This is a genomic window from Bradyrhizobium sp. Ai1a-2 (genome assembly GCF_000426245.1).
GTDB lineage: Bacteria > Pseudomonadota > Alphaproteobacteria > Rhizobiales > Xanthobacteraceae > Bradyrhizobium.
The window spans coordinates 178,440-201,799 of record NZ_AUEZ01000003.1; the positions used below are offsets into that span (position 1 = coordinate 178,440).

At 62.0% G+C, this 23,360-nt stretch carries 18 protein-coding genes; 10 read left to right on the plus strand and 8 right to left on the minus strand.

Features of this window, described 5'->3' with window-relative positions; all coding sequences use genetic code 11:
- Nucleotides 1-155 precede the first annotated feature (155 nt).
- From K288_RS52085 to K288_RS0103735, 3 genes are all read left to right on the plus strand, one after another.
- Complete coding sequence (locus K288_RS52085) at nt 156-344, plus strand: hypothetical protein (protein ID WP_043159275.1); 189 nt, start codon at nt 156-158, stop codon at nt 342-344.
- A complete protein-coding gene (locus K288_RS0103730) occupies nt 307-2,679 on the plus strand; it encodes an HAD-IC family P-type ATPase (RefSeq protein WP_027578364.1) in 2,373 nt (790 codons plus the stop codon). The genes K288_RS52085 and K288_RS0103730 overlap by 38 nt, the downstream gene beginning before the upstream one ends.
- A gap of 91 nt (nt 2,680-2,770) precedes the next feature.
- The gene (locus tag K288_RS0103735; protein WP_027578365.1) at nt 2,771-3,610 is read left to right on the plus strand and encodes a universal stress protein; all 840 of its coding nucleotides are present in this window, start codon (nt 2,771-2,773) and stop codon (nt 3,608-3,610) included.
- Nucleotides 3,611-3,629: 19 nt separating this feature from the next.
- Here the strand turns inward: K288_RS0103735 and K288_RS0103740 are convergent, their stop codons facing one another.
- Complete coding sequence (locus K288_RS0103740) at nt 3,630-4,655, minus strand: histidinol-phosphate transaminase (RefSeq protein WP_051334339.1); 1,026 nt, start codon at nt 4,653-4,655, stop codon at nt 3,630-3,632.
- 460 nt (nt 4,656-5,115) lie between these two features.
- Here K288_RS0103740 and K288_RS0103745 point away from each other — a divergent pair, with 460 nt between their 5' ends.
- From K288_RS0103745 to K288_RS0103755, 3 genes are all read left to right on the plus strand, one after another.
- Nucleotides 5,116-5,574 (plus strand): hypothetical protein, encoded by a 459-nt coding sequence (locus tag K288_RS0103745; protein ID WP_152535361.1) that lies wholly within the window; start codon nt 5,116-5,118, stop codon nt 5,572-5,574.
- Between the two features lie 371 nt (nt 5,575-5,945).
- The gene (locus tag K288_RS0103750; protein ID WP_027578368.1) at nt 5,946-7,376 is read left to right on the plus strand and encodes a S8 family serine peptidase; all 1,431 of its coding nucleotides are present in this window, start codon (nt 5,946-5,948) and stop codon (nt 7,374-7,376) included.
- A 113-nt stretch (nt 7,377-7,489) separates the two neighbouring features.
- Nucleotides 7,490-7,852, plus strand: coding sequence for a hypothetical protein (locus tag K288_RS0103755; RefSeq protein ID WP_152535362.1), 363 nt, complete (start codon nt 7,490-7,492; stop codon nt 7,850-7,852).
- 86 nt (nt 7,853-7,938) lie between these two features.
- On the opposite strand, the gene K288_RS0103760 is transcribed toward K288_RS0103755, so the two are convergent.
- The 4 genes from K288_RS0103760 to K288_RS0103780 form a co-directional block, all read right to left on the minus strand.
- Entirely contained in the window at nt 7,939-9,816 is a 1,878-nt protein-coding gene (locus K288_RS0103760; RefSeq protein ID WP_027578370.1) for an autotransporter domain-containing protein, read from the minus strand.
- Nucleotides 9,817-9,995: 179 nt separating this feature from the next.
- On the minus strand, nt 9,996-10,385 hold the full coding sequence (locus K288_RS0103765; RefSeq protein ID WP_027578371.1) for a PRC-barrel domain-containing protein: 390 nt from the start codon (nt 10,383-10,385) through the stop codon (nt 9,996-9,998).
- Nucleotides 10,386-11,520: 1,135 nt separating this feature from the next.
- Nucleotides 11,521-11,745: a hypothetical protein gene (locus tag K288_RS44545; RefSeq protein ID WP_043159276.1), complete on the minus strand. Its 225-nt coding sequence runs from the start codon at nt 11,743-11,745 to the stop codon at nt 11,521-11,523.
- 526 nt (nt 11,746-12,271) lie between these two features.
- Nucleotides 12,272-12,634, minus strand: coding sequence for a response regulator (locus tag K288_RS0103780; protein WP_027578373.1), 363 nt, complete (start codon nt 12,632-12,634; stop codon nt 12,272-12,274).
- Between the two features lie 566 nt (nt 12,635-13,200).
- On the opposite strand from K288_RS0103780, the gene K288_RS0103785 reads away from it, so the two are divergent.
- From K288_RS0103785 to K288_RS0103800, 4 genes are all read left to right on the plus strand, one after another.
- A complete protein-coding gene (locus K288_RS0103785) occupies nt 13,201-14,292 on the plus strand; it encodes a catalase family protein (RefSeq protein WP_027578374.1) in 1,092 nt (363 codons plus the stop codon).
- A gap of 544 nt (nt 14,293-14,836) precedes the next feature.
- Nucleotides 14,837-15,865 (plus strand): TRAP transporter substrate-binding protein, encoded by a 1,029-nt coding sequence (locus K288_RS0103790; RefSeq protein WP_027578375.1) that lies wholly within the window; start codon nt 14,837-14,839, stop codon nt 15,863-15,865.
- A gap of 45 nt (nt 15,866-15,910) precedes the next feature.
- Nucleotides 15,911-17,809 (plus strand): TRAP transporter large permease subunit, encoded by a 1,899-nt coding sequence (locus K288_RS0103795; RefSeq protein WP_027578376.1) that lies wholly within the window; start codon nt 15,911-15,913, stop codon nt 17,807-17,809.
- 27 nt (nt 17,810-17,836) lie between these two features.
- Nucleotides 17,837-19,486: an acyl-CoA synthetase gene (locus tag K288_RS0103800; protein WP_027578377.1), complete on the plus strand. Its 1,650-nt coding sequence runs from the start codon at nt 17,837-17,839 to the stop codon at nt 19,484-19,486.
- A gap of 205 nt (nt 19,487-19,691) precedes the next feature.
- On the opposite strand, the gene K288_RS0103805 is transcribed toward K288_RS0103800, so the two are convergent.
- Genes K288_RS0103805 through metG form a run of 3 tightly spaced genes read right to left on the minus strand, consistent with a single transcriptional unit; the run spans nt 19,692 to nt 23,316 of the window.
- Nucleotides 19,692-20,498 carry an MBL fold metallo-hydrolase gene (locus K288_RS0103805; RefSeq protein WP_027578378.1) on the minus strand — a complete coding sequence of 269 codons (807 nt, stop codon included), beginning with the start codon at nt 20,496-20,498 and terminating at the stop codon, nt 19,692-19,694.
- Nucleotides 20,495-21,286, minus strand: a complete 792-nt coding sequence (locus K288_RS0103810; protein ID WP_027578379.1) for a TatD family hydrolase — start codon at nt 21,284-21,286, stop codon at nt 20,495-20,497. The genes K288_RS0103805 and K288_RS0103810 overlap by 4 nt, the downstream gene beginning before the upstream one ends.
- Nucleotides 21,287-21,300: 14 nt before the next feature.
- Nucleotides 21,301-23,316, minus strand: coding sequence for a methionine--tRNA ligase (gene metG, locus K288_RS0103815; protein WP_084799458.1), 2,016 nt, complete (start codon nt 23,314-23,316; stop codon nt 21,301-21,303).
- Nucleotides 23,317-23,360: the final 44 nt, after the last annotated feature.

A 23,360-nucleotide genomic window follows, 5' to 3' on the forward strand; every position in this document is an offset into this window, starting at 1 on the left:
ATTCTGTCGGTGACGGTTCCGCAAGCCGTGCTTCGGCACAGGTTCCAAGCCGATCCGCGCGCCAAAGTTGATTTCGCTCAACTCGCGGCGCGGCGAATGCCCCATGCTCCGTTCAGTTGCGCAGCAAGACGTCGCGCTTTCACCGAGGACAATCCATGGCTGACAAGAAGAACGCGGTTGCCACCGAACCCGGGACAGGCACCCAAAAGGGCCTCCAGAGCAAAGACCAGCAGGCGAAGCAGGAAGAGAGCTGGATCCTCGATTGTCTGGAAGATGACGAAGTGCGAGAAGCCCTGGGCCTCCTCCATGAGCGCGACGAGACAACGCCTCCCTCGCAAGGTTGAGGCGGAAACGGTTGCGGGTCACGTGGATTGGACAGGCGGGCTCTCCAGTGACGAGGCCGCCCGCCGGCTGAATCAGTACGGCGCCAACGCGACCGTCGATGTCGAACCGCCGGCGTGGCGCGTGCTGCTCGGCAAGTTCATCGCGCCGGTCCCGTGCCTGCTCGAAGCTGCGATTGTCCTGCAGCTGGTGCTGGGGGAATATATCGAAGCCTCCGTCATCGGCGTGCTTCTGGTCTTCAACGCGGCGCTCGGATTCTTCCAGGAGGGGCGGGCGAAGGCGACGCTTGCGGCGCTGAAATCGCGGCTTGCCCTCAATGCCTCCGTCCTGCGCGACGGCGTCTGGTCCGTCGTTCCATCGGCCAATCTGGTGCCGGGTGACATCGTCAAGCTGACGCTCGGCAGCGTGGTCGCCACCGATGTGCGGATCGGCGAAGGCGCGGTCCAGCTCGATCAATCGATGCTGACCGGTGAGGCGATGCCGGTCGAAGCCGGCCCCGGCTATGAGGCGCTTGCCGGCGCGCTGGTGCGCCGTGGCGAAGCCGTCGCCGAGGTGACCGCCACCGGAGCCAATACCAGGTTCGGCCGCACCGCCGAGCTCGTGCGTACCGCAAGCGTCACCAGCACCCAGCAGAAGGCGGTGCTGCGCGTTGTGCTCTATCTGGCTGCTATCAACGGCGCCCTGGCATTCCTTCTGGTCGCTTACGCCTGGTATATCCACCTGCCGTTCGCGGAGATCATTCCGCTGGCACTGATCGCCATTCTCGCTTCGGTACCCGTGGCGCTGCCCGCGACCTTTACCCTGGCGACCGCAATCGGCGCGCAGGCGCTCGGCAAGCGCGGCGTGCTGCCGACGCGGCTGTCAGCGGTGGATGAAGCCGCGAGCATGAACGTGCTGTGCGTCGACAAGACCGGCACGCTGACGAGCAGCGAACTCGCCGTGGCGGCCGTCGTGCCGCTCAACGGACGTACCGAATCCGAAGTGCTGATGTGGGCACGGCTCGCGAGCTCCGATGGCGGGTTGGATCCGGTCGATGCGGCCGTGCGTGCCGCTGCCGGTCGCTACTCCTTTGCCGCCATGCCGAGACGCGACCAGTTCATTCCGTTCGACCCCGCCGCAAAGATGGCGGAAGCAACCGTCGTCGACGGGCAGGACGGCAAGCGCCGCGTGGTGAAAGGCGCCTTCGCCTATGTGATCGCCGCCGCAAACCCCTCCGAGCAGGCGGCGGCGCGGGCGGCCGAGCTAGAGGAGGAGGGCTACCGGGTGCTCGGCGTCGCGATCGGTTCGTCCACGGCGCTGGACGTCGTCAGGCTGATCGCCCTCAGCGATCCGCCGCGCTCGGAGGCAAAAGCTTGTCTTGCGGAGCTGCGCGCGATGGGCGTGCATGTCGTCATGGTGACCGGAGACGCCCCAGCGACTGCAGGTGCTGTTGCGCGCGCGGTCGGTCTGGAAGGCCGCATCGCGTCAGCGGATGCGATAACCGACACGGTTCATCCGGATGACTATGCCGTGTTCGCCGGCGTGCTTCCGGAGCACAAATACACGCTGGTCAAAGCGTTTCAGCGGGCAGGGTACACGGTCGGGATGTGCGGCGACGGCGCCAACGACGCCCCCGCGCTACGCCAGGCACAGCTCGGCATTGCGGTCTCGACGGCGACCGACGTTGCCAAGTCAGCCGCAGGCCTCGTGCTCACCGAGCCCGGGCTCAGCGGCATTGTCGGTGCGGTCACCGAAGGCCGCGTCGCGTTCCAGCGCATCCTGACCTATACGCTCCGCTCGATCGTGCACAAGGTCAGGCAGGTCAGCTATCTCGCGGTCGGGCTTGCCGTCACCCGGCATGCGATCCTGACGCCGATGCTGGTCGTGATCTCGATGATCACAGGCGATTTTCTGGCGATGTCCTCGACGACGGACAATGTGCGTCCATCCGAGAAACCGAACACGTGGCAGGTCGGCGACCTCACGATCGCGGGCGTGATCCTGGGATTGGTCGATCTTGTCTTTTGCGTCGGCGTTCTCCTCACGGGGAAGAATTATCTCCGCCTGGAGCTCGAGCCGTTGCAGACGCTGACCATGGTCAATCTCGTGTTCAGCGGGCAGGCCATCTACTATGCCGTTCGCGAACGGCGCCGCATCTGGTCCTCGAGGCCGAGCACGATCGTGCTGATCTCATCGCTTGCCGATCTCCTGATCGTGCCGAGCATGGCGTATGCCGGCATCCTGATGGTGCCGCTGCGGCTCTGCGTCATCCTGACCGTCTTTGCGGCAGCGGTCGTGCTCGCCTTCATCCTCGACGCCGCCAAGGCGCTCATCTTCCGCACGCTGGCGATGGAATGAGCGCCCTGCAAGGCGCGCTTGATCCAGGTCAACCATGGTTATCCTGTTGCGCGGTACGTGTCTCTTCATCACTTCGCTGGGGAGCTTCTCCGTGCCGCTGAGAACGATAGCCGTCTTCTTCGATCCGTCGCCTGCCGGCGAGGCGCGTGCCGACTATGCCGTCAAGCTCGCATTTCGTCACCGCGCGCATCTGGTCGGACTCTTCGTGGTGCCGTTCGGCTGGGATGGCAATCCCTCGGAATCGTTCGTTCGAGGGCAGGCCGCGGTTCGCGAACTCATTCAACGCCATACGGCGAGCGAACTGGCCGCGACCAAAGCCGCGAGCCAAAGCTTTGCGACCGTCTCCACCCGCGAGGACATCAGTTGCGAGTTTCGTTGCATTCGTCCTGGCGAAGCCAGTGAGGGAGCGGCGCTGAACGCGCTTCATTCCGATCTCGTGATCGTCGGCAGTCCGCGGTCAGGCGGCCTGCCGCACGAGTGGTCGGCGGAATCGCTGCTGCTTGCCACCGGTGTGCCCGTCCTCCTGCTGCCCACGGATTGGAGTGGGACCGCGGCCGAGCACATCGTGGTCGCCTGGAACGCCAGCCGTGAGGCGCGCCGTGCAATCACGGACGCCCTGCCGCTGCTTGCAGCCGCGCAGTCGGTGACCGTCCTCCTGGTGGACTCGCATAAGAATACCCGGCATGGCGAAGAACCCGGCGCCGACGTCGGGCTGTATTTGTCTCGCCATGGCGTAAAGGTGGCCGTCGAGCGGATCTGGTCGAACGGCGCTTCAGTCGCTGACGCCATCCTTGGTTTTGCCCGGCGACACACCAGCGATCTGGTCGTGGTCGGCGCTTACAGCCACGCGCGCGCGAGCCAAATGATCTTCGGCGGGGTGACCCGCGCCTTATTGCGGGACGCGACCGTTCCATTGTTGATCGCGCATTGAAGGTCCTGCGAGGACCGCACTACGTCGTCCGCAACAAGTCCGCGACAGCCCGTCGGGCGATCGCGTTTTCCTCGGGCAGGCCGATCGAAATTCGCACCCAGGTGTCGAGCGGCGGATAGCCGCGGCCGATGTCGATGCCTTGTGCCGCGAGCGCGGACGCGACGGTTTGTTGCGGCCGGCCGGAGTCGAAGAACACGAAGTTGCCCTGTGATTCCGTGAAGCGGATTTTCCGTGTCCGGAACAGCTCGTGCCAGGCGTCGCGCTCAGCCGCGACCTTCGCGCGAACGGACGGAATATAGTCTGTGTCTTGCAGACTGGCATTTGCGGCGACGAGGCTGAGCTGATTGAGGCCGAAAAAGGCACCGATGCCGAGCTGCTTCACCGACTTGGCCAACTCGGTTGGTGCCAGCGTGTAGCCGATGGCAAGGCTGGCGAGCCCGTAGATTTTCGCGAATGTCCTGAAGACGGCGACCTGATGGCCGTCGCGGACGAGGCCGGCGACGGTTCGCTTCTCGAAATCCGGCGTGAATTCGAGATAGGCCTCATCGACGATCACGAGCGCGCGCTTGGAGAGATCGCGCACGAATTCGATGAACTGCGCCTGCTCGCTCACCGTGCCGCTCGGATTGTGCGGATTGACGAGATAGACCGCACGTGTCCGTCCATTGGCCTTGCCGGCGATGGCCGGGAGATCGTTCTGAAGCTGGTCGTTGAGGGGGACACCGACGACAATGCCGCCGGCGGGCGAGACGGCATCGACCAGCGCAGTATAGCCGGGCTCGGAATAGATGAACTCGCCGCCCGTACCGCCGCGGGCCGACAGATAGAGGCCGAGCACGTCAAGGATCTCGCCGAGGACGATTTGCTCGCCGGCAACAGTCTCGCGCGCGGCTATCGTCTGCGTCAGCTCAGCGAGTTCATCGCCGGTATAGCGGCTGAGGCCGCTCAGGTGCGCCTTGATCGCCTGCAACGCGCGAGGCGAGGGACCGAACGGATTTTCATTCAAGGAGAGACGAATTCGGTCTTGTTTCGATGCATCGGCCATGGCTGGATACAGGAGGCTGCTGGTTGCGGCCGCACTGATCAGCAGCCAATCGCGTCGAGAAAGCTCCGTCAGGGTGCTGCTCCTTGCCGCCGATCGCGGTCGCAAGAATTGCGTCTGTCGGCACTCACTATAAGCGACCATCGGGACGATTGGGAGCGCGTCGGACTGCACCGTCGCGCGATTGTTACGCATGGTGAAGAGAAGCGGGCGGCTCACGTTGTCTGCAGTGCCGATCTCGGATACAATCCGAGGTGCCTACACGCCTTCTCCCTGCGCTCGGCACGCTCATTGCCGCTATCGCCAAGGCGAATGATTGTGTCGTCGTGACCGATAACGAAAAGGATTCTCGGATCGAACGAAAATCGACACACACCGGCGAATATAAACGCTGAGTTTATTTTTGTCCGGCGCAAACTGCTGCGAACATTTCGACCTTGAGCACATGCTAAAGGAGGCAAGAATGAAGACAGTGATTGCGTTATTGTCGACGATCTTCGTGCTGGTCGTACCTGCGAATGCCTATTCCAAGTCTGTTTTTGTTGCAAAAGTGCCCAGCGTTTGGCGCACGCCCAACGGGGCAGCGTTCCTGGAATTCCGTTCCAACCCTGATCTAAATCGCGCGTGGGTGTCAGCGACCCTCTGCGATAAATATGTTACTGGAGATTGGGCCGCGTCCCAGTGCAAACCATACAACAGTTACAAAATTAGGGTTGCTGGCCTTGTCTACGATCGTTCATTAGGTGCAATTCGCCTTGGCAGGCACGTGTGCGCATGGGTGGAAGATGGGCTTGTGAAGCCGATCTATCGGCAGACGGGCCAGTGCAAGCTCAACATAGGCACGGTTCGTAGCGACTACACTGACGGATTTGAAACGTACTGGCGACCGATGGATGTGATCACCATCCAACTAGCGAACTAAATGACGAACCCGGCAGATAGGCAGAGCGGCGCGCCTTGATTCCAGGGCGCGTCCCTCAATATCGCAAGCATCCTCGGCGAGGCGGTGCGGCAGAACTGGCCTGATGCGCACGGCATCTTGCGGGAATGCTGTCTGTGGGGCGTGCAGCGGCTCGTCGATCCGCACGGACCTCCGACCTCAGCGATCCCCGGCATCGGTGCGGTGACCGCGACCGCGAATCCTGCCAAATACTTCGGGTTCTCGCCTTGCAAGCGTGCGAGAATGAGGTAACCTCAACCACAGCGAGTATTGGTCAGTCGTGCTGACGATCAATCCTGGCGCGTTATTTCATTTTTCATGTTAGTCGCGAATTCATTTTTGGAGCAAGCCAGATGTCGAGATCCAGCATCGAAGATACATTGGCCGCGATCGGGTATGTGAAGGTAATAGCCAAGCTGAACGACACACAAGCGGCCGCAGCGATGGCTCCGCACATCGAAGACAACATTGCAAACTATTTTATGGTACCAGACGAGGCGCAAGCGGAAAGCCTTGCGCTGGTCGCGCGCCGCTCCGCAGGCCGCAAGCTCAAGCGTCCGGGGGACGTCGGCGTGCGCCGTGTGCGCATCTATCGTCATCTTGGCCTGGCCGTAGGCTATATCAATTCAGGCGGACTTGCCTCACTGGAAGCCGATCCACAGGTTGGCAAGATCGACAAGGCGCCAGAGCTCAGCCTCATTCGGCCGGTTGTTGCCGAGCCGGGCAGGCTCGGGACGGGGCCCACTTGGGGCATCAAGCGGCTGAAAGCTGATCGGCTTTGGAATGCCGGCTTCACCGGCAAGGGTGTGCTGGTTGGTCATCTCGATACCGGGGTGGACGGTACTCATCCCGCCCTGAACGGCGCGATCGCAAAGTTTGCCGAATTCGATATGGCAGGCGATCAGGTTCCGGGCGCACAGCCGCGCGACAGCGACGAACACGGCACCCACACGGCGGGCACGATCGCCGGCCGTGCCGTGTCGAGGGGCCGGTTCGGAGTTGCGCCTGAAGCCCAACTCGCAAGCGCCATGGTGATCGAAGGAGGCCAGGTGGTCGATCGGATCCTGGCCGGAATGGATTGGGTGATCGGCGAGGGGGTTCGCATCTTGAGCATGTCGCTGGGCCTCCGCGGCTTCACGCCCGCGTTCCAGACCGTTGTCGACTCGCTGCGGGCCGCCAATGTCCTTCCCGTCTTCGCTGTCGGCAATGAAGGCCCTAACACCAGCCGATCGCCGGGCAACTATGCGAATGTTCTATCCGTCGGCGCGATGGACTCAGACGATCAGGTAGCAGACTTCTCCAGCAGCCAGCGATTCAATCGGCCAATCAATCCGCTGTGTCCTGCGCTGGTGGCGCCTGGCGTGGATATTCTGTCTTGCGTCCCGGGCGCAAAATACAAGACCATGGACGGCAGTTCGATGGCAACGCCGCACGTCGCAGGCCTTGCGGCGCTATTGTTGCAGGCTCAGCCGACTGCAACGGCGGCTCAAATCGAGTCGGCGATCGTCGGTTCCTGCACGCGCCCGGCCAGCATGCCCGAGCCCCGCGCCAACCTTGGTGTCCCCGACGCTGTGCGCGCTTTCCAGCTTCTGACCGGAACCCAGCTGCCGGCCGGTCTCACTGTCGGCACGACGCCGCGACGTGCCGTTCCCAAGCGATCGGTTGGCAGGCAAGCACCGCGCCGCGTGGTCGCACACAGAGCCAAAAAGGCCGCGCGCCGGCCCAAGGTGGCCGCATCGGGCGGCTCCAAGCGAAAAGCAGCTCGCAAATCCCGAAAGGGTTAGGCGGCAGGGACGAGGACCCAAGACAGGAGCGTCGCCGAGGAGCTTAATCCTCGGCGAGCGCTTATATATGCTTATATATACGGAGGTGAGACGTCACGACACAGGAGGTGGTGATGAATGACGAGACCAAGGCCTCGCCCGAATGGGAGCCTGAGGCTGTCGTCAAGCGCTTGCGCCAGACGACGTCGCCGGGGCAACCCTCGGCGGTTCAGGTCTTCCTGACCGATGAAGTTCCGGCGAGCGAGTTGCCGGAGAAAGCGAAGGAAATCGTCACGCAAGCACGCGAAAGCCTCAATCTCCCACCGGAAGCGGTCAAGCTTGGGAAGGTGTTTCGGTCCGCAAAATCCTTTTCGCTTTCGACCGAGGTGCCTGAGGTCTTCGATGCGATAGCGAAACGAGGTGAAGTCAAGTCGATCCTGGAATCGGTGCAGCCGGATATCCTGCCGAAGCCGAAGAACGTGAAGGACGTGCCTTAGAAACGGGTAGGGCGATCTGCTGCCTGCAAGTCGCCCAAGGGGTGCGGCAGCGCTTTCATGGAGCTGACCGCCCCCAAATGTGCCAGTCAGAACGAGATCTTTAGCCCGCCCGTGCCGAAGAAATCATCGCCACCTTGACGGGCAAAAGAGCGCGACACATTGGCGGTGAATGATACGTTGCTCAACACCGGCGCGACGACGCCGGCGGTCACGCGCCCATACACGTCCTGCGACGCGCCATTCGGGATATTCCAGTTGTTGACGATCAGCGGCGCAGATGTCGCGCCGAACTGAACCATGCGGCCGTTGCCGATGAAGTCATCCTCTGCCGTCAGATTGAGATAGGGGTTGATGATCTGTCGATTGATGGTGAACGGCGTGCGGATCTGCATGCCGATGCTGCCGATCAGCGCCTCCTCGGTCTGCCGGCCGACGTTGAGAGTCAGCACGGGATCGCCCGACTCCGTATAACCGTTTACCCGCGCGCGGGCGTAGGTGAGGCCACCGATCGGACCGAGCTGGATTGATTCGACGTCGAACAGGTAGCCGGTCTTGCCGCCGACCACGAAGGTCGATCCGTCGGGATTCGAGGTGATGGTGTCGACCACGCCGAACCGCGCGTTGCGATAGTCCTGATGACCAATGGTGGCGAGCCCCTGGGCGAAGAAGTGCTCATCCGCCCAGCCACCGTAGATACCCAACTGATAGGAATTCGCTTCGGTGGTACCGGCGTTATTGAACAGATGCGCCTTCGGATTCGAATAGTCGAACGCCGCCCCGATAAAGGAATTGGCGCTGATGCGATACTCGACCCCGATCGTGCCGCCGACGCTATCCAGCCTGAAGCCGTCGGAGGCGACCGTTGCCTGCCGGTCGCTGACGCCGCCATTGCCTTGCATGTAGAACGACCATGGGCCGACGAGGGAGAGCGGCCGCGCCTTCGTATATGGCGTCCGCGCGTTAGCCGCGTAAGCGTCCGCGGCCGGCACCGCATATTCATAACTCTCGCGGAACAGATCGAGCCTGCCGAACAGCGTGGAGGCGAAGCCCATCGCCGATATCTGGCCAATGTCTCCCTGCGGAGCGATGGTGAGCGGCGCGTTGAGCCGGTTGACGATATATTCGCCGAGCACGGCAAAGCCGTGCGATGTCAGATGCAGATTGTCGACATAGAACAGAAACTGGTTCTGCAGCGCAGGATTGCCGATGCATGCCACCGTACATGCACCCACGTTCGCAAAAACGTAGCGCCCGGGGTTGGCCTTGACGAGGCTTTCGAGCAATCCGATGTCGATGAATTCGACCCGGACACCCGAGCGGGCTACGTTCGCCAGCGCGATCTGCATGAGGTTGTTGTAGGTCTGGCTGAAGGCTGAGCCAATGGGCGCATTGGGATTGCCGGCCGCTTCCGGAGCCGCACTGACGTCACCGACGTTGAACACGATGGTGCGGGCACCGGCACCCACCATCGCATTGATGCCGTCCATCGTCTGTTCGGCGCTGGTTGCGGCTGCCGTGGGAACGCCGGCGAGGGTGCCGCCACCCTGATAATAATCCCGCGCATCGTTTCCGCCGATATTCATTTCGACGAGATCGGACGGTGCGAAGGTCTGGCCGGAGGCCAGGAAGCTCTGCCATTGCTGCGTAAAGCCGGGAGCACCGGGAACCGTGTCGTTGAACGCGCCACTCGTCGCGCCACCAACCGCGTGGTTGTTTTGCGGAATGCCGAGCAGGGCCGACGTCGTGTCGATATAGTTGGTGCCGCCGCTGAAACGCCCGGTCGGATAAAGCGGAAGCTGTCCTAAGCCTCCGGTGAGCCTGAAAAGATTTCCGATGTCCGCGTAGCTGTCGCCAAATGCCTGAATTCGCGTGAATGCGACCTGCGCATTCGCTTCACCACTGGTGAACGGAAGCGCTGCTTCTGCCAAAAACAGCGCCCCGCAAATCATTGTGGCTCTGTGCATGGAACGCACTCCCAGATCGCCAGAACTTCATGGGTGAGGAGGAAAGTGCTGCCATGCGTCGATACCATATTTCGACGTCACGCGGTCGGCCGACCATGCTCACAAGTTATGAGCTTCGCGCGACGATGTGGTCACGATGTCGTCAACCTCATCGCGCCCTCGATGCCGAGGTCGTCTAGTTATTTGGTGTCAGGCACCCAGGTGGTGCTCGCCTTGTCGTACTTGAACCCCCGGGCACTCTTCAAATCGTCCTTCGTTTCATTGAGGGTAAGCCACCATTTGTCGTCTTTCTTCGTTTTCTTGACTGCCGAGTAGGGGACAATCACGTTCTTCTCTCCGGCTCCAAGAAATCCTCCCACGCCGATCACAAGGCCGGTGACCTTACCCGCGTTGTCCACCAGCACGTCATCTATGTCGCCAATCTTGGATTCCTTCGGATCATAAACTGCCTGCTTGTAATAGTTCGTCACTGTCCAACTTTCTGCCGGCGCGCTTGACATCGTTTCGACGGCACTCGCGCCAGAGATCAAACTAACGGCCACAGCGCATCCAGCCAAAAGCTTCTTCATATGCTCCTCCAAGGTGGTTGTTGGACACATGCAACTAGAAAACGGTGGCGATGTTCCTCGATGAATCATCGTAGCGCTTCATGTCCGGACCCGAATGTTCAAGAAGATACATTTGAGGCCGACCGCTTTCGCTCGCCTGCTATCTGGAGGGTGTCATCCGCATGCAGTGTGGCGATCGCCAAGCGCCATCGTCGTTGATCGCCTCGACCTTGGAGCCGTCCGGCATCTCTCGCGCAATAGGTTGCAAGCCAACGGCCCCAGCTCGATTAAGAGCTGGGGCCTATCGCGGCGCTCTTGGTTGCCGGACCCGCCAGCTAGTGCCGGAATCAGGCTGCTTCATCTTGCGCCAACTTTTGTTTGGCCTCTGTGCACTTTTGAACAAATGGTCGCACGGAAATTGCTGCTCTTGATGTCGCCAGCCTCGGAGCGCGGATGCAGGTTTGTACAGTCTAGGAACGCTGGCACGCGCCAGCGGTTGATGCGCCTCTAGCCCGAAAGGACAGTTGCATGAAGTTAGCTACGATGGGTTTGGCGGCCGCGCTTGCGTTTTCGACCTCGATTGCGTTCGCTCAGGGAGGCGGCGGTGGTGGTGGTGCTGGAGGCGCGAGCGGCGGTTCGGCCGGGGGACCTGCCGGCTCATCGGCTGCCGGCAGGGGCGGCGCCAACCCGGCCGCGCACAGTTCGACGCCGTCCACCAAAGAACCGAGTTCGCAGGGAGCAGGCACTGCCGGTGCCGTAGACAAGAAAGGTCAAGGGGCGTCACCGGGTGGCACTATGAAAAAATAGGTCGCCCGTTGCTGCGGGCCTACTTGCGAGTGCCGATCTCATGCAAATCACAAAACTGCCTATGCGGCTTCTTCTCACGCTACTGTGCCTCGGTATCTGCAGTTCGATCGCCGCGGCTCAGCCGCGAAACGACGAGAAAAAACCTGATGACTCTCAATGGAGCACAGGTCGAACGGTTTTGCCCGATAACAGGGGACAACTGCAGCCCCAGGGTTGGACTGGCCCTCTTGACACCGAATCCGCTGGCGCACCGGCTGAAAGTCCGCAAGGCGGCACGCCGCCGCCGATGCAGCCTGCACCCGGCGGGGCATCGAAGACCATTGTCGATCCCAATCCGCCCCACTGATTTTCAGGCGTCCAGGGATCCACCTCGCCCGGATGCGGACCGATCATCACCTGGACTAAGAGAAGAGGTTGCGACGGCTTCTTCCAGTTCCTTGACGAGCGCTCGGTGGTGTTCAGCGAGCTTGGCAAACAATGCTTTCTTCGTCGCATTGGTCGCAAGCTTGCTGATTAATTCGCACTCCTCGGCTTCATTCCGAAGCCTCTCCAGGTGCGCCCGCATGTCTTTCATTTTGGCGCGCCCAAACTTAGAGCGACACTCAGCTCGGCGGCCTGCTCGATTTGCCGCGCTTGGCGGAGAAGCTTCTCCCGCTCGGCGCCCGGTGACAGATTTCTGGCGCGCGTACGCGCCCGTTGCGCCGAGCTGATCAGTCGCTCGTGCAATGACCCGATCGCCTTGGATCGATTGCGCTTTCGTTTGCTGCCCATACCGAGAGCTTAGCCTCGCTCTGCCAGCGTACATTCAACTATGTAAAGACCCTGCACACGACGCGTTGATGAATTTCTGCCGAGGAGAACGGGCCCCGGCGTCGACGCCACTATCGCGCCGGGCCGGGGCGCGAACCCGGCTTAACATAGGTTGCGACCGTAGGCGGCGGATTCACATAATCTCTGCGCAGCCAAGGCCTGGTCGATCGGTGACCACCCTGATCCCGCTTGGTGAGGCCCGGTGGTGTCCCCGCCGGGCCTCTTCATTTCAGCCGGCTTAGCTGCATAGGTAGAGCGCCGAGCTGCGCGGGCAGGGCCGCTGCATGAGCTTAGGCCTCATCATTCGGCAGTACAGAGTCGAGTGTGTATTTGAGCGCTTCGGGGGTGCAGGGTTTAGTGAGAATGGGCGTTTCCTGGAAGCCGTCAGGCAAACCTGCCGGGCCGTAACCACTCAAGAAAAAGAAGGAAAGCCCTCGACCCTTAATTATCTCGGCAACAGGCCGCACGTTGTCGCCTTGCAAATTAATGTCGAGGATCGCGCAATCGTAATCCTCGATTTCTGCGAGGGACCGGCCCTGATCGACATTCCCAGCCTCGGCGACGACCCTGTGCCCGAGGCCCTCGATCATTTCGACAAGCATCATCCGAATGAGCGCTTCGTCTTCGACAATGAGTATTGATGACTGCCTCATACCCCGCTCCGATGACTGAGCCAACGAACGACAACGCCCGCCGGCAATAGCCAAAACGCTACAAAGTGCACAGAAGCGAAAAGTTCCCGGTCTGCTGCGGGAATATTAGGCATATCCGGGAAAGGCTGTTTTGTAGCTGCACGCCGGCTTAGCTGCGGGATCGAGTGAGCCGGCTTAAAACACGCGCAGCTCCGGATCGGAGTCAAGCTTGCAACTGATTCCGCGAGAGTCTCGATCACTGCAAAGATGTGATCGTCGTCGGACCAGGTCGGAAGTTTTCAAAAGGTTCGTCATCTTGTTTCACACGTAGCCAAAAGCCAGCAAGCGGTCACGCTCGGGCACTCAGGCCGTGTTTTAATCAGCCTCGTCGCGTGGCGCCGTGCAGAGTCAACTGTGGGCGTCGACGCAGCCGCGTGCGATTGATCCCGGTCCAGGGCGCATCCAATCGGAGTCAGGAGAAAACCGCAGCGGCTTCAAGGCGTAGAAGAATCGTTCTCAAAGTCCGGTGCCGACTCTCAAGCGTGGCTCGGTAACTTAACGAGCTTACACAGCAAAGCAGGGCCAACATGAAACTACAATATCTGAGATATGCGCCAGAAATCGAGGTGGTCGCTCCGAACGAGGCCGCGCTGACAAGCGATATACTGAAGGAAATGGCAGCGACCAGCCAGCGTACCTTCGACCTTCGCCGTCATGCGTTCCGGGACGCTTTTGCAAAGAGCCACGGCTTTTTGAAGGGAGAGCTTAGCGTTCCCAGGGATTTGCCTGGGCATTTGCGACAGGGTGTTTTTAGTCGCGCTGCAACGTATCAAGTCGTTGTCCGTCTATCCTCGGGTCCCGGCGATGTCGTCAGCGACACGATTCCGGCATCCCGCGGCATGGCGATCAAGCTTATCGGCGTTGATGGCGTACGGCTGCTACCAGACCATACGGGGCACAATCAGGATTTCGTGCTCATCAATATCCCGGTGTTCGCCCTGGGAACGCTGCCGCTTTATAAGGACGGCATCAACACGGGCAACAAGATTGGCGGGTCGCCGGCGTTCGTCCAGCGTGCCATCGCTGCAGTGGCGTGCGGCGTTGAAGCCGCAGAAGAGGCTGTTGGTGTTGAACCTTCAGCAGTGGTGCAGCAGCTTGCGCGCGACAATGCCAATCTGCTTGGAGAAACATATCATTCCGCGGCGCCCATCCGCTTCGGCGTTCACATGGCCAAGATCAGTGCGGCCCCGCTTTCGCCCAATGTCAAGGCGCTGACGGGCAAGGGGATCGACGACGTCGGCGACTCGACCATGCGCGATCTCGTCGTTGAGCATTTCCGACACGAAGGTGCGGAATATCAGCTGCGCGCGCAGCTATGCGTCGATCTGGATCGCATGCCGATCGAGGACGCGACCGTACTCTGGCCCGAGGAACTGTCGCCACATCAGCCCGTCGCCACGCTGCGCATTCCGGCACAAGAGGCGTTTTCTTCGGCACGTCGCGTCTTTGGTGACGACGTTCTCTCGTTCAGCCCATGGAACGGCATCGAAGAGCATCGGCCGCTGGGCGCCATCATGCGCGTGAGAAGGTCAGTCTACGAGCAATCGAGCCGCTTTCGCCACGATATGAATGTGCAGCCGCGCATCGAGCCAGCGGCGATCGGCGACATTCCGGACTGAGCGACGCGTGAGGGATCTCGTTCAGCGTGATGGACGCTCCCGACGACGAAGCGGAATGGCGACGTCAAATTCTTCGAACCTGTCGTCAGTCCACATTCCGCCCGAGGGTGGAAGCTTCGCTCTTAAGGGGCCGAGGAGGTGAGCCAGCTCCGTTTGCGGCACACGAATCTGGACCGTCCGGACGCCCTAGACTCGAATAGAGCATGAATGACTCGGATCCAACCAGAAACGACATCGGAGCCCAGGGTGGCCCTGATCGAATTCGCATAAGGTATATTATGGAATGTTTATATATACAATCAGATCAAATATTTAGGTGAAATTCCTCATAGAAATGGCAATTTGCGGCGTCAGCGCAAAGCCTCCCGTCGGGCGATCCGGAGCGACCGCATTGGCTCATCCGCATGCGAGCATCCACCCGTCCGCTGCCCCGTCTGAAAGCCGATATTGCCGCGGGCTCCAGACGCTGCAATAAGCGCCGGCGAGATCGCTTGCCGACCCCACGGCACCGACAACAACAAGCCTCTCAAAGGGAGCAAACCAGATGAGCTTTTCACGACGCGCGCTGCTGAAGGCATCGGCTGCCTCGGCCGGCTCGACCCTCTTGGGCGGCCTTGGCGCGCCATTGGTGGCCCGCGCGCAGACCGCCGAGTTCACCTACAAATACGCCAACAATCTCCCGGACAGCCATCCCATGAACGTCCGCGCCCGCGAGATGGCGGCGGCGATCAAGGCCGAGACCAATGGCCGGTTCGACCTGCAGGTTTTCCCCAACAACCAGCTCGGTTCCGACACCGATGTGCTGAGCCAGATCCGTTCCGGCGGCGTCGAGTTCTTCACGCTGTCCGGCCTGATCCTGTCGACGCTGGTGCCGGCGGCATCGATCAACGGCATCGGCTTCGCATTCCCGGACTATGACACGGTCTGGAAGGCCATGGACGGCGGGCTGGGCGCCTATGTCCGCGGCGAGATCAAGAAGGCCGGCCTCGAGGTGATGGATAAGATCTGGGACAACGGCTTCCGCCAGACCACGTCCTCGACCAAGCCGATCAATGGGCCGGAAGACTACAAGGGCTTCAAGATCCGCGTGCCGGTCTCGCCCTTGTGGACCTCGATGTTCAAGGCGTTCGATGCCGCCCCCGCCTCGATCAATTTCAGCGAGGTCTATTCTGCGCTGCAGACCAGGATCGTCGAGGGTCAGGAGAACCCGTTGGCGATCATCTCGACTGCCAAGCTGTACGAGGTGCAGAAATACTGCTCGCTGACCAACCACATGTGGGACGGCTTCTGGTTCCTGGCCAACCGCCGCGCCTGGTCGCAGCTGCCTGAGGACGTCACGACCATCGTCGCCAAGAACGTCAACGCCGCCGCCGTCAACGAGCGCGCCGACGTCGCCAAGCTGAACGCCAGCCTGCAGCAGGAACTGGCCGGCAAGGGCCTGGTTTTCAACCAGCCGGGCATCACGCCGTTCCGCGAGAAGCTGCGCGCCGCGGGCTTCTATGCCGAATGGAAGGGCAAGTATGGCGACCAGGCCTGGGAGCTTTTGGAGAAATCCGTCGGCAAGCTGTCGTAAGCTCCCAGCGCGCCAACTCAATAATCTCTAGTGCAGGGGGCCGTTATGGCTCATGCCGAACTGAGCGAGATCATGGCCGGCGAGGCGGATCACTCCCCTCGCCGCCGCTCGTTCATGGAGTCGGTCGAACACGCGCTCGGAAGGATGGTCGAGATCCCGGCGGCGCTATTGGTCGTGGCCGAGATCGTGATCCTGTTCGCCGGCGTGGTCGCGCGCTATGGGCTGCACAGCCCGTTGATCTGGTCGGACGAACTGGCATCGATCCTGTTCCTGTGGCTGGCGATGCTGGGCGCCGCGGTCGCGTTCCGCCGCGCCGAGCACATGCGGATGACCGCGATCGTCGCCAATGCGCGTCCGGCGCTGCGGGCCTATCTCGATCTCGTCGCGACCGCCGCGGCGCTGGCGTTCCTGCTTCTGATCGCCTGGCCGGCCTACGAATACGCCTACGAGGAAAGCTACATCACTACGCCAGCGCTGCAGATCCTCAATAGCTGGCGGGCGGCGGCGCTGCCGACCGGAATCGGCCTGATGGCGCTGTTCGCGCTGCTGCGGCTTGCCCGCGCGGCCAATGTGCGGACGGTGCTCGCCGCAATCGCATCGGTGGCGGTGGTGATCGCGGTGTTCTGGCTGCTCAAGGGCAGTTTGCGGCCGCTCGGCAATCTCAATCTCATCATCTTCTTCGTCGGCGTCACCGGCTTCTCGGTCTTTGCCGGCGTGCCTATCGCGTTCGCTTTCGGGCTCGCCACCTACGGCTATCTGGCGCTGACGACCAGCACGCCGCTGATGGTGCTGGTCGGCCGCATGGACGAGGGCATGAGCCACCTGATCCTGTTGTCGGTGCCGCTGTTCGTCTTCCTGGGGCTTCTGATCGAGATGACCGGCATGGCGCGGGCGATGGTCGCCTTCCTGGCGAGCCTGCTCGGCCATGTCAGAGGTGGCCTGCATTACGTGCTGGTCGGCGCGATGTACCTGGTCTCGGGCATTTCCGGCTCCAAGGCGGCCGACATGGCGGCCGTCGCGCCGGTGCTGTTTCCGGAGATGAAGGCGCGCGGCGCGCGTCCCGGCGACCTCGTCGCCCTGCTCTCCGCCACTGGCGCGCAGACCGAAACCATCCCGCCGAGCCTCGTGCTGATCACGATCGGCTCGGTCACCGGCGTTTCGATTGCCGCGCTGTTCACCGGCGGCCTGCTGCCGGGCGTGGTGCTGGCGATCACGCTGTCCGCGCTGGTCTGGTGGCGCTACCGCAAGGAGGACCTGAGTCACGTGAAAAGGGCGAGCGGCGCCGAGATCTGGCGGGCGCTCATCATCGCCCTGCCCGCGCTGGCGCTGCCTTTCGTGATCCGCTACGCCGTGATCGAGGGCATTGCCACCGCGACGGAAGTCTCCACGATCGGCATCGTCTATGCCTTCATCGTCGGCTTCTTTATCTACGGCCTCTTGATCTATCGCAATTTCGAGTGGCGACGGCTCATGCCAATGCTGGTCGAGACGGCTTGCCTGTCGGGGGCGATCCTCCTGATCATCGGCACGGCGACCGGGATGGCCTGGGGGCTCACCCAGTCCGGCTTCTCCCGGGCGCTCGCTACCGCCATGACCGGCCTGCCCGGCGGCTCGGCGAGTTTCATCGCGGTGTCGATCCTGGCATTCGTGATCCTCGGCAGCGTGCTCGAGGGGATACCGGCGATCGTGCTGTTCGGGCCATTGTTATTTCCGATCGCGCGCGCCGTCGGCGTCCATGAGGTCCATTATGCCATGATCATTATCCTGGCGATGGGCATCGGATTGTTCGCACCGCCCTTCGGCGTCGGCTATTATGCGGCCTGCGCCATCGGGCGCGTCGATCCGGCGCAAGGCATCAGACCGATCTGGGGCTATCTTCTGGCACTGATGGTCGGCCTGATCATCGTCGCCGTCTTCCCGTGGATTTCCATCGGGTTCCTGTGAGACTTTAATCTTTGATGGGATCGAGCCATGAGCGCAGCCCAGAACCAGTACAATATCGGATTGGACAAGACGCCGGCCAACTACGTGCCGCTGACGCCGCTCAGCTTCCTGGCGCGTTCGGCCGCGATCTATCCCGACCATGTCAGCACGGTCTATGAGGGCCGCAGCTTCACGTGGGCCGAGACCTATGACCGCTGCCGGCGCTTCGCGTCCTATCTCGCCAGCCGCGGCATCGGGGTCGGCGATACCGTTGCGGCGATGCTGCCGAACATCCCGGCGATGAACGAACTGCATTTCGCGGTGCCGATGACCGGCGCGGTACTGAATACGTTGAACATCCGCCTCGACGCGCCTTCGATCGCATTCCAGCTCGATCATGGCGGCGCCAGGATCATCCTGGTCGATCCCGAATTCGCCGGCGTCATCGCCGACGCGTTGACGCAGATGAAAGGGCCAAAGCCCTTCGTCATCGACGTCGATGACGCGTCATTCGGCGCCGGCAATCGCATCGGCGAGATCGAATATGAAGCGGCGCTCGCTCTGGGCGACCCTAATTTTGTCGAGCGTCGGCCCGACGACGAATGGGAAGCGATCGCGCTCAGCTACACGTCGGGCACCACGGGCAACCCCAAGGGCGTCGTGACCCATCACCGCGGCGCCTATCTCAACGCTGTCAGCAACATCCTCGCCGGCAATCTCGGTCAGCACCCGGTCTACCTCTGGACGCTGCCGATGTTCCACTGCAACGGCTGGTGCTTCCCCTGGACCATGGCGGCCGCGGCCGGCGTCAACGTCTGCCTCCGCAAGGTCGAGCCCACCAAGATCTTCGAGCTGATCGCAAAGCACGGCGTCACCCATATGTGCGGCGCGCCGATCGTCTACAACGTGCTCATCAACGCGCCGGACGCGCCGAAGGGTGAGCGCGCAAGACCCGTGATTGGATTGATCGCGGGCGCCGCGCCGCCGGTCGCCGTGCTCGAAGGCGCCGAGCGGATCGGCATCAAACTCACCCATGTCTATGGCCTGACCGAGGTCTACGGCCCCGCCTCCGTCTGCGCCGAGCAGCCCGGCTGGGACGAATTGCCCGCTGCGCAGCGCGCGCAGATGAAGCGGCGGCAGGGCGTGCCCTACCCGCTCGAAGAGGCCGTCACTGTGCTCGATCCCTCAACGATGCAGCCCGTGCCGCGCGACGGCGAGACCATCGGCGAGGTGATGTTCCGCGGCAACATCGTGATGAAGGGCTATCTGAAGAACGAGAACGCCACCAAGCAGGCCTTCGCCGGCGGCTGGTTCCACACTGGCGATCTCGGCGTGCTCGACGAGCATGGCTACGTCATCATCAAGGATCGCTCCAAGGACATCATCATCTCCGGCGGCGAGAACGTCTCCTCCGTCGAGGTCGAGGATATCCTCTACAAGCATCCCGCGGTGCTGTTTGCGGCAGTGGTGGCAAAGCCCGACACGAAATGGGGCGAAGTGCCCTGCGCCTTCATCGAGCTGAAGGAAGGCGCGACCGCGACGGAGGCAGAGATCATCGCCTTCTGCCGCGATCAGATGTCCGGCTTCAAGACGCCGAAAGCAGTCGTGTTCGGCCCGATCCCGAAGACCTCGACCGGCAAGATCCAGAAATTCATGCTGCGCGACCAGGTCGGATCAGCAAAGGCTATTACGGCGTAGCCGCAGCCACCGTCATTGCGAGCGAAGCGAAGCAATCCATCCAACCGCGGGCGCAAGCGGAGACATTGATTGCTTCGCTTCGCCCGCAATGACGGTGGAGGTTTTGCGCCGATTCGTAGGGGGCAAAGCGAAGCGTGCCCACCATCGCGAGCGGAGTGTTTGATGGTGGGTACGGCGCAAGCGCGCCTTTGCCTATCCTACGGCCTCACCCTGCCTTGTCCAATACCAGCCGCATGCCGTCATGGGCCGGCACCACGCCGGCGGGCAGGCTCTTGCGCAGCACCTCATAGTCGAGGTCCGCGTGCATGTTGGTGATGACGGCACGCTTCGGCTTGAAGCGGCTGATCCATGACAGCGCATCGGCCACGCTGAAATGGCTGGAATGCGTCACATAGCGCAATCCGTCGACGATCCAGAGACCGAGATTCTGCAGCGCCGGCCAGCTTTCCTTGGGAATGTCGTGCAGATCGGGCGTGTAGGCGGCATTGCCGACGCGAAAGCCGAGCGCGGGAATCCTGCCGTGCTGAACCAGGAAGGCGGAAAGCTTGACCGGACCGCCCTTCCCTTCGGTCGTATGACTCTCGCCCGCCTCGATCCCATGACGCGTCAGGATCGGCGGATAGTCGCTGCCCTCGGGCGAGATGAAGCAATAGGAGAACCGCGCCATGATGTCCTTGGCGGTCGACTGATTGAAGTAGACCGGAATGCGTCGGCGCTGATGCATCACGACCGAGCGCAGGTCGTCGATGCCATGGGTCTGGTCGGCGTGCTCATGCGTCAGGAACACCGCATCGATGTGATCGACATTGGCGTCGATCAGTTGCTCGCGCAGGTCGGGCGAGGTGTCGACCACGATCCGCGTGGTGCCGTGCGCGCCGTTGCGCTCGACCAGCAGCGAACAGCGACGGCGGCGGTTCTTCGGATTGTTCGGATCACAGGCGCCCCAGCCGATCGCCGGGCGCGGCACGCCGGCGGAGGAGCCGCAGCCCAAAATCGTCAATGTGATCGTCATGCCGCCTCTTTCGGAGCCGGCACTTTGGAGAACAGCCGGAAGAAGTTTTCAGTGGTCTGCCGCGAGATTTCTTCCAGCGAAACGCCGCGCGTTTCGGCGAGGACCTTTGCGACCTCGACCACGTAGGACGGCTCGTTGCGCTTGCCGCGGAACTTGCCGGGCGCGAGATATGGCGAGTCGGTCTCGACCATGATGCGATCATCAGGCAGCTCGGCCGCGAGCGCCCGCAACGCCTCCGATTTCTTGAAGGTCAGGATGCCCGTGAACGAGATCGACAGGCCAAGCGATATAGCTTTCATCGCAAGCTCGCGCCCGCCGGTATAGCAATGCAGCACGGCCTTGAAAGGCCCCTTCGCCACCTCGTCTTCCAGGATGCGGCCGCAATCCTCGTCCGCCTCGCGGGTATGGATCACGAGCGGCAGGCCGGTCGAGCGCGCCGCCGCGATATGCGCGCGAAAGCCGCGCTCCTGCGCCTCGCGCGAACCGTGCTGATAGAAGTAATCGAGCCCTGCTTCGCCGAGCGCCACGACCTTCGGATGCCTGGTCAGCTCGATCAGTTCGGAGGGCGGAATGCCGTCTTCCTGGTCGGCCTCATGCGGATGGGTGCCGACCGAGCAATAGACGTTCGGAAAACGCTCGGCGATCTTGAGCAGCGCATCGAGCCGCCGGACCCGGGTCGAGATCGTGACCATGCGCCCCACGCCCGCGCTCTCGGCGCGCGCGACGATGGCGTCGAGATCCTCGGCAAAATCCGGAAAATCCAGATGGCAATGGCTGTCGACCAGCATGTCCTTCCAACCGCTCAATCGGCCTTTGGTTCGACGTAGCGCGGAAACACGCCGACCGGCGGCGGCAATTGGACGCCCGGTCTAAGCCGCTCGCCAAAGGCGGCGAATTGGCGCGACGACTGATCATCCGTCGGGATGCCCAGACTATCGAGCAGCTTGGCCGAGGCTTCCGGCATCACCGGCTGCGTCAGGATCGCGATCTGGCGCACGACTTCCGCGGTCACATACAGCACCGTCTTCTGCCTGATGGGATCGGTCTTGGCCAGCGCCCACGGCGCCTCGCCCGCGAAATAGCGGTTGGCTTCGGCCACCACGGCCCACACCGCGTTCAGCCATTGATGGATCTGCTGGGTCGCCATCGCACTTCGCGACGCCTCCAGCATCGCGTCTGCCTGCGCCAGGATCGCCTTGTCATTCTCGGAGAACTCGCCGGGCTCCGGCAGCACGCCGCCGAGCTGCTTGGCGATCATCGACAGCGAGCGCTGCGCCAGATTGCCGAGATCGTTGGCGAGGTCGGCATTGATGCGCGCGACGATGGCCTCGTGGCTGTAGTTGCCGTCCTGTCCGAACGGCACCTCGCGCAGGAAGAAGTAGCGCAGCTGGTCCACCCCGTACTGGTCGGCGAAGTCGAAGGGATCGACGACGTTGCCGACCGACTTCGACATCTTCTCGCCCCTGCTGAACAGGAAGCCGTGGGCATAGACGCGCTTTTGCACGGGGATGCCGGCCGACATCAGGAAAGCGGGCCAGTACACCGCGTGGAAGCGGATGATGTCCTTGCCGATGATGTGCACATCCGCCGGCCAGTAACGCCAGTTCGGATCATCCTCATCGGGAAAGCCGACGCCGGTGATGTAGTTGGTGAGCGCATCGACCCAGACATACATCACATGCTCGGCGTCGTTGGGCACCTTGACGCCCCAGTCGAAGGTGGTGCGCGAGATCGAGAGATCCTTCAGTCCGCTCCTGACGAAGCTCATCACTTCATTGCGACGCGAGTCCGGCCCGATGAAATCGGGCTGGCTTTCGTAGAGATGAAGCAGTTTGTCCTGGTACGCCGATAGCTTGAAGAAGTAGCTCTTCTCCTCGACCCACTCGACCGGCGTGCCCTGCGGGCCGCGGCGGACATTGTCCTCGCCGACAACGGTCTCGTCCTCGGCGTAGTAGGCCTCGTCGCGTACCGAATACCAGCCGGCATAGACGTCGATATAGATATCGCCATTCTGCTGCATGCGATTCCAGATCGACTGCACCGAGCGGTGATGCGCCGGTTCGGAGGTGCGGATGAAGCGGTCGAACGAGACGTTCAGCCGCTCGTCCATCTCCTTGAAGCGGGCGGCGTTGCGGGTGGCGAGCTCGGACGGCGTCAGTCCCTCGGCCTGCGCGGTCTGGATCATCTTCTGGCCGTGCTCGTCGGTGCCGGTCAGGAAGAACACGTCCTTGCCGTCGAGCCGCTGGAAGCGCGCCAGCGCATCGGTCGCGATCGCCTCATAGGCGTGGCCGATATGCGGCTGCCCGTTCGGATAAGCGATCGCGGTCGTGATGTAGAACAGGTTGCCGCGAGCGGTCGGTGCAGGCGCGGACGTGGCAAAGGGAGCGGCTTGGGCCGGCTTCGGCTTTGGTTTCGGCGCCTTCTTCACCGCCGGCTTCACTACCGGCGCGGGCGCAGGCGTGCTGACCTGCTCCGGAGCAGCAATCGGCTTTTCCGGCGCAGCCTGCTTCGGGGCTTTCTTTACCGATTTTTTCGCGGTCTTCTTGGTCTTGGCAGTCGGTTTCTTGGCAGTCGCTTTCTTGGCAGCTGCTTTCTTGGTACCCGCTTTCTTGGCAGTCGCCTTCTTGCCCGTGGCTTTCTTGACAGCCGTTTTCTTCTTTGCAGCTTTCTTTTTGGCCGCTTTCTTCACAGCCTTCTTGACCGTCTTTTTCGCCTTCCTCGCAGGGGTCTTCTTTTTCGCGCGCGTTTTCACCGCGGCCTTGGCGGCGCCGCGCGACGCCTTCTTCGTCTTTTTCTTCTTGGAAGCTTTCCGGGCCACAACGAATTCCTTAGATACGTTCTAGCGAAGATTATCGGGATTGG

Bases quoted from the DNA above. Each gene is read 5' to 3' on its own strand.
- K288_RS52085 (WP_043159275.1), top strand. From the start codon at position 156: ATGGCTGACAAGAAGAACGCGGTTGCCACCGAACCCGGGACAGGCACC.
- K288_RS0103730 (WP_027578364.1), top strand. From the start codon at position 307: ATGAGCGCGACGAGACAACGCCTCCCTCGCAAGGTTGAGGCGGAAACG.
- K288_RS0103740 (WP_051334339.1), bottom strand. From the start codon at position 4,655: ATGGCCGATGCATCGAAACAAGACCGAATTCGTCTCTCCTTGAATGAA.
- K288_RS0103745 (WP_152535361.1), top strand. From the start codon at position 5,116: ATGAAGACAGTGATTGCGTTATTGTCGACGATCTTCGTGCTGGTCGTA.
- K288_RS0103750 (WP_027578368.1), top strand. From the start codon at position 5,946: ATGTCGAGATCCAGCATCGAAGATACATTGGCCGCGATCGGGTATGTG.
- K288_RS0103755 (WP_152535362.1), top strand. From the start codon at position 7,490: ATGAATGACGAGACCAAGGCCTCGCCCGAATGGGAGCCTGAGGCTGTC.
- K288_RS0103760 (WP_027578370.1), bottom strand. From the start codon at position 9,816: ATGCACAGAGCCACAATGATTTGCGGGGCGCTGTTTTTGGCAGAAGCA.
- K288_RS0103765 (WP_027578371.1), bottom strand. From the start codon at position 10,385: ATGAAGAAGCTTTTGGCTGGATGCGCTGTGGCCGTTAGTTTGATCTCT.
- K288_RS44545 (WP_043159276.1), bottom strand. From the start codon at position 11,745: ATGAAAGACATGCGGGCGCACCTGGAGAGGCTTCGGAATGAAGCCGAG.
- K288_RS0103780 (WP_027578373.1), bottom strand. From the start codon at position 12,634: ATGAGGCAGTCATCAATACTCATTGTCGAAGACGAAGCGCTCATTCGG.
- K288_RS0103785 (WP_027578374.1), top strand. From the start codon at position 13,201: ATGAAACTACAATATCTGAGATATGCGCCAGAAATCGAGGTGGTCGCT.
- K288_RS0103790 (WP_027578375.1), top strand. From the start codon at position 14,837: ATGAGCTTTTCACGACGCGCGCTGCTGAAGGCATCGGCTGCCTCGGCC.
- K288_RS0103795 (WP_027578376.1), top strand. From the start codon at position 15,911: ATGGCTCATGCCGAACTGAGCGAGATCATGGCCGGCGAGGCGGATCAC.
- K288_RS0103800 (WP_027578377.1), top strand. From the start codon at position 17,837: ATGAGCGCAGCCCAGAACCAGTACAATATCGGATTGGACAAGACGCCG.
- K288_RS0103805 (WP_027578378.1), bottom strand. From the start codon at position 20,498: ATGACGATCACATTGACGATTTTGGGCTGCGGCTCCTCCGCCGGCGTG.
- K288_RS0103810 (WP_027578379.1), bottom strand. From the start codon at position 21,286: ATGCTGGTCGACAGCCATTGCCATCTGGATTTTCCGGATTTTGCCGAG.